The following is a 5945-nucleotide window of genomic DNA, read 5'->3' as shown; positions in this document are numbered from 1 at the left end:
CCGGGGCCGCGCTGGGCAGCGTCAGCGTGAGGCGGTCGGTGGCGGGGTTGGGAAACACCAGCAGGCCCGGCAAAGCATTGGCCGCCAGCGTGGCCGTGGTCGGGTTGAAGGCGGTGATGCTGCTGGTAGTACCGCCCGGCGTGGTCACCGAAATCAGGCCGCTCACGGTGCCCGCGGGCACTACAAACGTGAGGGTGGTGGCATTCACAACCGTGAAATTGGTGATGGTGACCGAGCCCACGCGCACCGTAGCCGCGCCGGTTAGGTTGGTACCCGTCACGGTTACGGTAGTGCCGGCCCCGCCCGCGGTGGGCGTGAAGCTGGTGATGGTGGGCGGCGGCGTTACTACTGCTGCTACGGTGCCGGTCACGGCCACGTTCACGGTGGTAACGCCAGCACTGGCAAAGGTCACGTTACCGGCAAACGACCCGGCCGTGGTTCCCGTCAGGCGCACGTACACGGGCGTGGCAGCGGCAGTACCTCCCGTCTGCGTCACGGTCACCGATGTGCCGAAACCGCTCGTGGGATTCAGCGATATCTCGTAGCCGGCCGGGGCCGTTGCCACCACACCGGCCGTAAGGCCGCTGCCACTCACCGTCAGCGTTTGGCTGGCCGAGGGGGCACCCACGGTGGTGGTGAAGGCCACTAAGGTGCCCGGCGTCACGGTAATGGCCGTGGTGCTGGCGTTGCCGCAGGTGCTGGTGTTCAGCGGGGCGTCGGTGGTGGTGAGGGATACGGCCGTGGTGCCGCCGGTGGGGTTCACGGTATTGGCGCCGCTGGGCCACAGGCCGTCGGCATCAGCAGCGCAGCCCACCACGGAGCCATCCACCACCGAGCGCTGCTCCAAGCGGCGTACGCCGGAGGTCAGCACATTCGGAATCTGGGTATTCCAGTCGCCGGCGTTGGTGGTGTAGTAGGCGGGCGTGCCCGTGAGGGCCGAGCCGGTGGGCGCAACGGCTTCCACCACCGTCAGGCCCAGGGGGCGGCCGGTGCCGGCCTGGTTGTCATACACGGCCACCAGGTTTTTGGGCGTGGCCGACGAGCTGCCCCGCAGGCCGGTGGCGTCGGTGGCCGTGGTGCCGGTGCCCAGGGCCAGCACCGTCAGGGTCTGGTCGAGGGCCAAACGCTTCTCTACGGTGCCCGGCGTGGCATCGGTGGCCAGCGTAATGGTCATATACAGCGTGTTGCCGGCCGTGAAGCGCGCATTACCCGTGTTCACGTAGCCAAACCAGCCGGTGTAGGAGCCGGAAGTGTTGGTGGTGAAGGTGGCGTAGCCCCCGGCCACGCTCAGGCTGGCCGAGCTGGTGTAAGCGTAGGTGGTGGCGGCCGGCGTGCTTCCCGGCGTAATGAGCAAGGGGTTGCCGGCCCCAGACACCGCACTATTCAGGTCGGTGCTGATGGCCGCCTGCGTGTAGTAGCGGTACAGGGTATTGGCCGTGAGGCCGCTCACCGTGGCCCGGTACATCACGGGCAGGCGGGTGGCGGTGCCGCTGCTGGCGTACTGCGGCACCAGCACGGCAGTGAAGCCCGATTGGGTAAGGTTCTGGGCGTGCCCGAGCAGGGGCAGCAGCAACAGCAAAGCCAGCAGCCGCTGGCCCCAAGATGCGAAAAAGTGATTCATAGCAAGTCGTTGACGACAAATGAAAATGGAAATAAGTAACAACCCGGGCGCCCATTCACTCCCAACAAACGCCAGCCCCTGGCGCCGCCAAAGGTACCTGCGCCCCGGGCGTGGGGAGTTACGGCAATGCGGCCGTAGTGTTTTGAAAAAACGAAGCGGGCCGGCCCTTTCGAGGCCGGCCCGCAGGCACTTAGGCTAAATCGAATTAGCCAGTAACGCGCAGCGTGCTACCGGTTTGCACCACGGTATACTGTTTAAGGGCCCGCGGCGACGGCCCGCTCAGCACGGTCCCGCCCACGTCGAAAATCGCGCTGTGATTGGGACAGATGAAACGGTTCTGGCCTTGGGCGAAGTACACGCTGGTGCCTTCGTGCGGGCAGGGCGCCTGCAGGGCCACGTAGCCGCCGGCGGCAGTTTTGGCCACTATCACGTCGCGCGTCGAGTTGTAGATGTAGCCCACGGCCGCGTTGTTGAGCGGGGCGCTGCTGCTGGCCGTCAGGTCGACGGTGAAATCGACGCCGGAGGCCCCGGCCACCCCGGTCGAGGGGTCGTTGGCTTTGCTGCCGCAGCCGCCCAGGCAGGCCGTAGCAAACAGCGCCGTGGCCCCAAAGCCGAAGAGCTGCAGAAATTCTTTGCGGTTCATTTCAGAGGAAGTGGCCATAATGCTGACTAAATGAGATGATGCGTAAATAACGGGCAATGACGCGGTGATAACGGTGAATTTTCGCAAAAAATGCGGCGCCCGGCCGCTGGCCCGACCAGTGCGGCGGCCACGTCTGCCAATGGCCTGCCCGCTTCGGCCATCGCCGCCGGGCGAGGTGCCGGGCCCCACCACCAGACAGCCGCGGCCGGCCACCGTTTAATCAGCCCTGACCGCTCTCGGCTATTCCCACAGGGGGTAGTGCTCCAGATGCACCTCCTGCTCGAAGAATATGCGCGTGCTTTCCTCGAACGAACGGGTGAAATCGGACACGTAGAAATGGTGGGCCGGCGGCACGGCGGTGGCCGGCGCCAGCAGGCCGTGGGCAGCCAGGTAGTCCTCGGCGGCGGCGGCCACCACGTCGGAAGCGTCGAGCACATCGACGCGGCCGGCGTAGTAGCGCGCAATCTGCGCCTTGATGAGCGGGTAGTGGGTGCAGGCTAGCACCAGGGCTTCAATGTCTGCCAGCTCGGCTTGGCCCAGGTAGGCGGCAATGATGTCGTCGGAAATCGAGTTTTTGAAGAAGCCTTCCTCAATCATGGGCACCAGCAGCGGGGTGGCCAGCGAGTGCAGGTCCACACCCGCATCGAGGTCGTCAACCTTCTTTTTGTACACGTTGGAATTGACGGTCTGCTTCGTGCCGATGAGGCCCACGCGCCGGCCGGCGTAGGCGCGGCCCAGATGCGCCACAATGGGGTCAATCACGCTCAACACCCGTGCCTTACTGCCCACGTACTCGCGCACCAGCTCGTAGGCGGCGGCCGAGGCCGAGTTGCAAGCAATGATAATCAGCTTGCAGCGCTGGCGCAGCAGCAGGTCGCAAATCTTCACGGAATAGGCCTGAATGGCGGCGGCGCTTTTGTCGCCGTAGGGCAGGTGGGCCGTGTCGCCGAAATACACGAGGCGCTCGTGGGGCAGGCGCCGGGCCACCGCCCGGGCTACGGTGAGCCCGCCAATACCGGAGTCGAACAGGCCAATGGGCCGGGCGGCAAGGGCGGCGGCCGTTTCGGCGGCGGCGGGGGCGGCGGGAGTCGTCATAGGGGCGCAAAGGTAGCCGAGTTGGCAGTGAACAGTTTTCAATGAACAGTACGCGTTGCTAACTATCCACTGTTCACTGAAAACTGTTCACTGCTCATTATATTTCCGGCCTCTCACCACCACCCTGCCCCGATGAGCAGCCCTATTCTCGCCGAAATCGACCAGGCCCTGGCCGCCCACGATGCCCGCCTGGGCCGGCCCATGGCCATTTACCTGGGCGAGCGCAAGCTCACCCAACTCACCCTCGATGCCGCCCGCGCCGCCCTGCCCGACCTGAGCACCGACGCCGGCCGCCCCCGCAGCTACCGCAACCTCGAGCTGCTGCGCGACGAAGTGAACCTCGACGCCGTGCGGGTGATATAGTTGGTGCGGTGTGAAATGGTGAGGTGGTGAGCTCGATGTTCTTACTGCGCTGTTTGCGCGAATAGAACATCGAATTCACCACCTCACCATTTCACTAGCTCACCACCAGCAGCGGCGCCAGCGAGGCCCACACGGTGCGGGCCACGATGCGGTGCCCGGCGGCGGTGGGGTGAATGCCGTCGGCCTGGTTCAGGTCGGGGTGGCCGCCCACGCCTTTGAGCAGGAAAGGAATGAGGACGAGGTGGTTTTTGGCCGCGATTTCCTGGAATACGGCCTTAAAGTCGGTGGCGTAGGCCTGGCCCATGTTGGGCGGAATCTGCATGCCGGCCAGCACAATCTGCGCGTCCGGGCTGCGGCGGCGCACCGTGTCAATAATGCCCTGCAGGTTTTGGCGGGTGGCGCTCAGGGGCAGGCCGCGCAGGCCGTCGTTGGCTCCCAGCTCCAGCACGAAAATATCGACGGGCTGGCGCAGAATCCAGCCCACGCGGCTGCGGCCGCCGGCGGTGGTTTCGCCGCTCAGGCCGGCGTTTATTACTTCGTAGGGCAGCTTAAGAGAGTCTATTTTCTGGCCGATGAGGCCCGCGAAAGCCTGTTCGGGCTCCACGCCCAGCCCGGCGGTGAGGCTGTTGCCGAAGAACAGCAGGCGCTTTTTGGCGGTGGCGGGCGGCGTGGCGGCAGTAGCGGCCGGGGCAGTAGTAGCAGTTTTTTCGGCCGGAGCGCCGGAGTTGCAGGCGGTGAGAGCCAAGCCAAGCAGGGCGGCGAGGGGCAGCAGGAAGCGTTTCATGAGGGACGTTTGGTGCAGAAAACGAATAACCGGAAAACATGCCGGCCGTTTCTGCGTCTTGGATGGTAACGAATGGGCGGCGGCGCGGTTGTTTCGGCGGATGGGAACAGTGCCGAAAGTACGCCTCTGTCATCCTGAGCGCAGCGAAGGACCTTCTCACGCCTGAACGGTTTGCAGTAAAATCAATCGGCGCTGACGTGAGAAGGTCCTTCGCTGCGCTCAGGATGACAGAAAATCCTTCACCGCTGCCGCCCGCCCGCTTACCCGCTCCCCCCCTGTCCAACCCGCATGTCCATCCTCCGCGTCGAAAACCTCACCAAAACCTATCCCAGCGCCGGCCAGCCGCTCACGGTGCTGCACGAAGTCAGCTTCGACCTCAAGGCCGGCGACACGTTTGCCATCGTGGGGCCGTCGGGCTCGGGCAAAACCACACTGCTGGGCCTGTGCGCCGGCCTCGACCGCGCCACCAAGGGCAGCGTGTGGGTCAATGGCATTCAGCTTGATAACCTGAGCGAAGACGAGCGCGCCGCCGTGCGCAACGAGCACGTGGGCTTCATCTTCCAGAATTTCCAGCTGCTGCCCACCCTCACGGCCCTCGAAAACGTGCTGGTGCCGCTGGAGCTGCGTGGCCAGCGTGGCGCCGAGAAAACCGCCCTCGAATTGCTCGACCGGGTGGGCCTGGCTGCCCGCGCCAACCATTACCCGGCCCAGCTCTCGGGTGGCGAGCAGCAGCGCGTGGTCCTGGCCCGTGCCTTCGCTAACCGCCCGGCGGTGCTCTTCGCCGATGAGCCCACCGGCAACCTCGACCCCGACACCAGCGAGCGGGTGGTGAACCTGCTGTTTGATTTAAATAAAGAAGCCGGCACCACGCTGGTGCTAGTGACGCACGACCTGGAACTGGCCGCCAAAACCCAGCGCACGCTGCGGCTGCGCGGCGGCCGGGTGGTGGAGGAAGTGCAGGCGTCAGTCAAATAAATTGAACGGTCATGCTGAGCGCAGTCGAAGCATCGCTACCGCAATGCTAAATAATTAGTGCTGCGGTAGAGATGCTTCGACTGCGCTCAGCATGACGGCTCTTGATATAGAAACAGCATATATAATGACAAATACTTCCTGGCTTTTCCGCATGGCCTGGCGCGACAGCCGCCGCAGCCGGGCGCGGCTGCTGCTGTTCATGGCCAGCATTGTACTGGGCATTGCGGCGCTGGTGGGCATCAATTCCTTCGGCGATAACCTGGCGCGCAGCGTGGCCGAGCAGGCCCGCGAGCTGCTCGGGGCCGACTTGGTGCTCACCGCTAATCACCCCTTCGATACCGCGCTGGAACCGACCCTGAACAAGCTTGGCACGGCCCGGCAGCAGGAAATGGCCTTTGCCTCGCTGGTGCAGTTCCGGCCCGGCCGGGGCGTGCGGCTGGCGCAGGTGCGGGCCCGCGAACGAT

Annotated in this window: 5 protein-coding genes and 2 pseudogenes; 3 read left to right on the top strand and 4 right to left on the bottom strand. The window is 64.9% G+C overall.

Annotated elements, in window-relative coordinates:
* The 3 genes and pseudogenes from ACYVDE_RS12865 to murI form a co-directional block, all read right to left on the bottom strand.
* A pseudogene (locus tag ACYVDE_RS12865) lies at nucleotides 1–1621 on the bottom strand (hypothetical protein); the annotation flags it as partial.
* Nucleotides 1622–1826: 205 nt separating this feature from the next.
* Nucleotides 1827–2282, bottom strand: coding sequence for a ubiquinol-cytochrome c reductase iron-sulfur subunit (locus ACYVDE_RS12860; RefSeq protein WP_460501945.1), 456 nt, complete (start codon nucleotides 2280–2282; stop codon nucleotides 1827–1829).
* Nucleotides 2283–2504: 222 nt separating this feature from the next.
* A complete protein-coding gene (gene murI / locus ACYVDE_RS12855; RefSeq protein WP_460501944.1) occupies nucleotides 2505–3359 on the bottom strand; it encodes a glutamate racemase in 855 nt (284 codons plus the stop codon).
* 132 nt (nucleotides 3360–3491) lie between these two features.
* Between murI and ACYVDE_RS12850 the strand changes: the two genes are divergently transcribed.
* Nucleotides 3492–3722: a hypothetical protein gene (locus ACYVDE_RS12850; protein ID WP_460501943.1), complete on the top strand. Its 231-nt coding sequence runs from the start codon at nucleotides 3492–3494 to the stop codon at nucleotides 3720–3722.
* A 94-nt stretch (nucleotides 3723–3816) separates the two neighbouring features.
* Here ACYVDE_RS12850 and ACYVDE_RS12845 read toward each other — a convergent pair whose 3' ends face one another.
* Entirely contained in the window at nucleotides 3817–4506 is a 690-nt protein-coding gene (locus ACYVDE_RS12845) for an arylesterase (RefSeq protein ID WP_460501942.1), read from the bottom strand.
* Between the two features lie 288 nt (nucleotides 4507–4794).
* Here ACYVDE_RS12845 and ACYVDE_RS12840 point away from each other — a divergent pair, with 288 nt between their 5' ends.
* Both ACYVDE_RS12840 and ACYVDE_RS12835 read left to right on the top strand, forming a co-directional pair.
* Complete coding sequence (locus tag ACYVDE_RS12840) at nucleotides 4795–5481, top strand: ABC transporter ATP-binding protein (protein ID WP_460501941.1); 687 nt, start codon at nucleotides 4795–4797, stop codon at nucleotides 5479–5481.
* Between the two features lie 151 nt (nucleotides 5482–5632).
* Nucleotides 5633–5945 (top strand): annotated as a pseudogene (locus ACYVDE_RS12835) (ABC transporter permease); the annotation flags it as partial.

It is taken from the genome of Hymenobacter agri (assembly GCF_054778495.1).
This window is presented reverse-complemented; position numbering and strand designations above follow the sequence as displayed.

What these genes read in the sequence shown, in the direction of transcription:
- ACYVDE_RS12860 (WP_460501945.1), bottom strand. Translation starts at nt 2,282, where the DNA reads ATGGCCACTTCCTCTGAAATGAACCGCAAAGAATTTCTGCAGCTCTTC.
- murI (WP_460501944.1), bottom strand. Translation starts at nt 3,359, where the DNA reads ATGACGACTCCCGCCGCCCCCGCCGCCGCCGAAACGGCCGCCGCCCTT.
- ACYVDE_RS12850 (WP_460501943.1), top strand. Translation starts at nt 3,492, where the DNA reads ATGAGCAGCCCTATTCTCGCCGAAATCGACCAGGCCCTGGCCGCCCAC.
- ACYVDE_RS12845 (WP_460501942.1), bottom strand. Translation starts at nt 4,506, where the DNA reads ATGAAACGCTTCCTGCTGCCCCTCGCCGCCCTGCTTGGCTTGGCTCTC.
- ACYVDE_RS12840 (WP_460501941.1), top strand. Translation starts at nt 4,795, where the DNA reads ATGTCCATCCTCCGCGTCGAAAACCTCACCAAAACCTATCCCAGCGCC.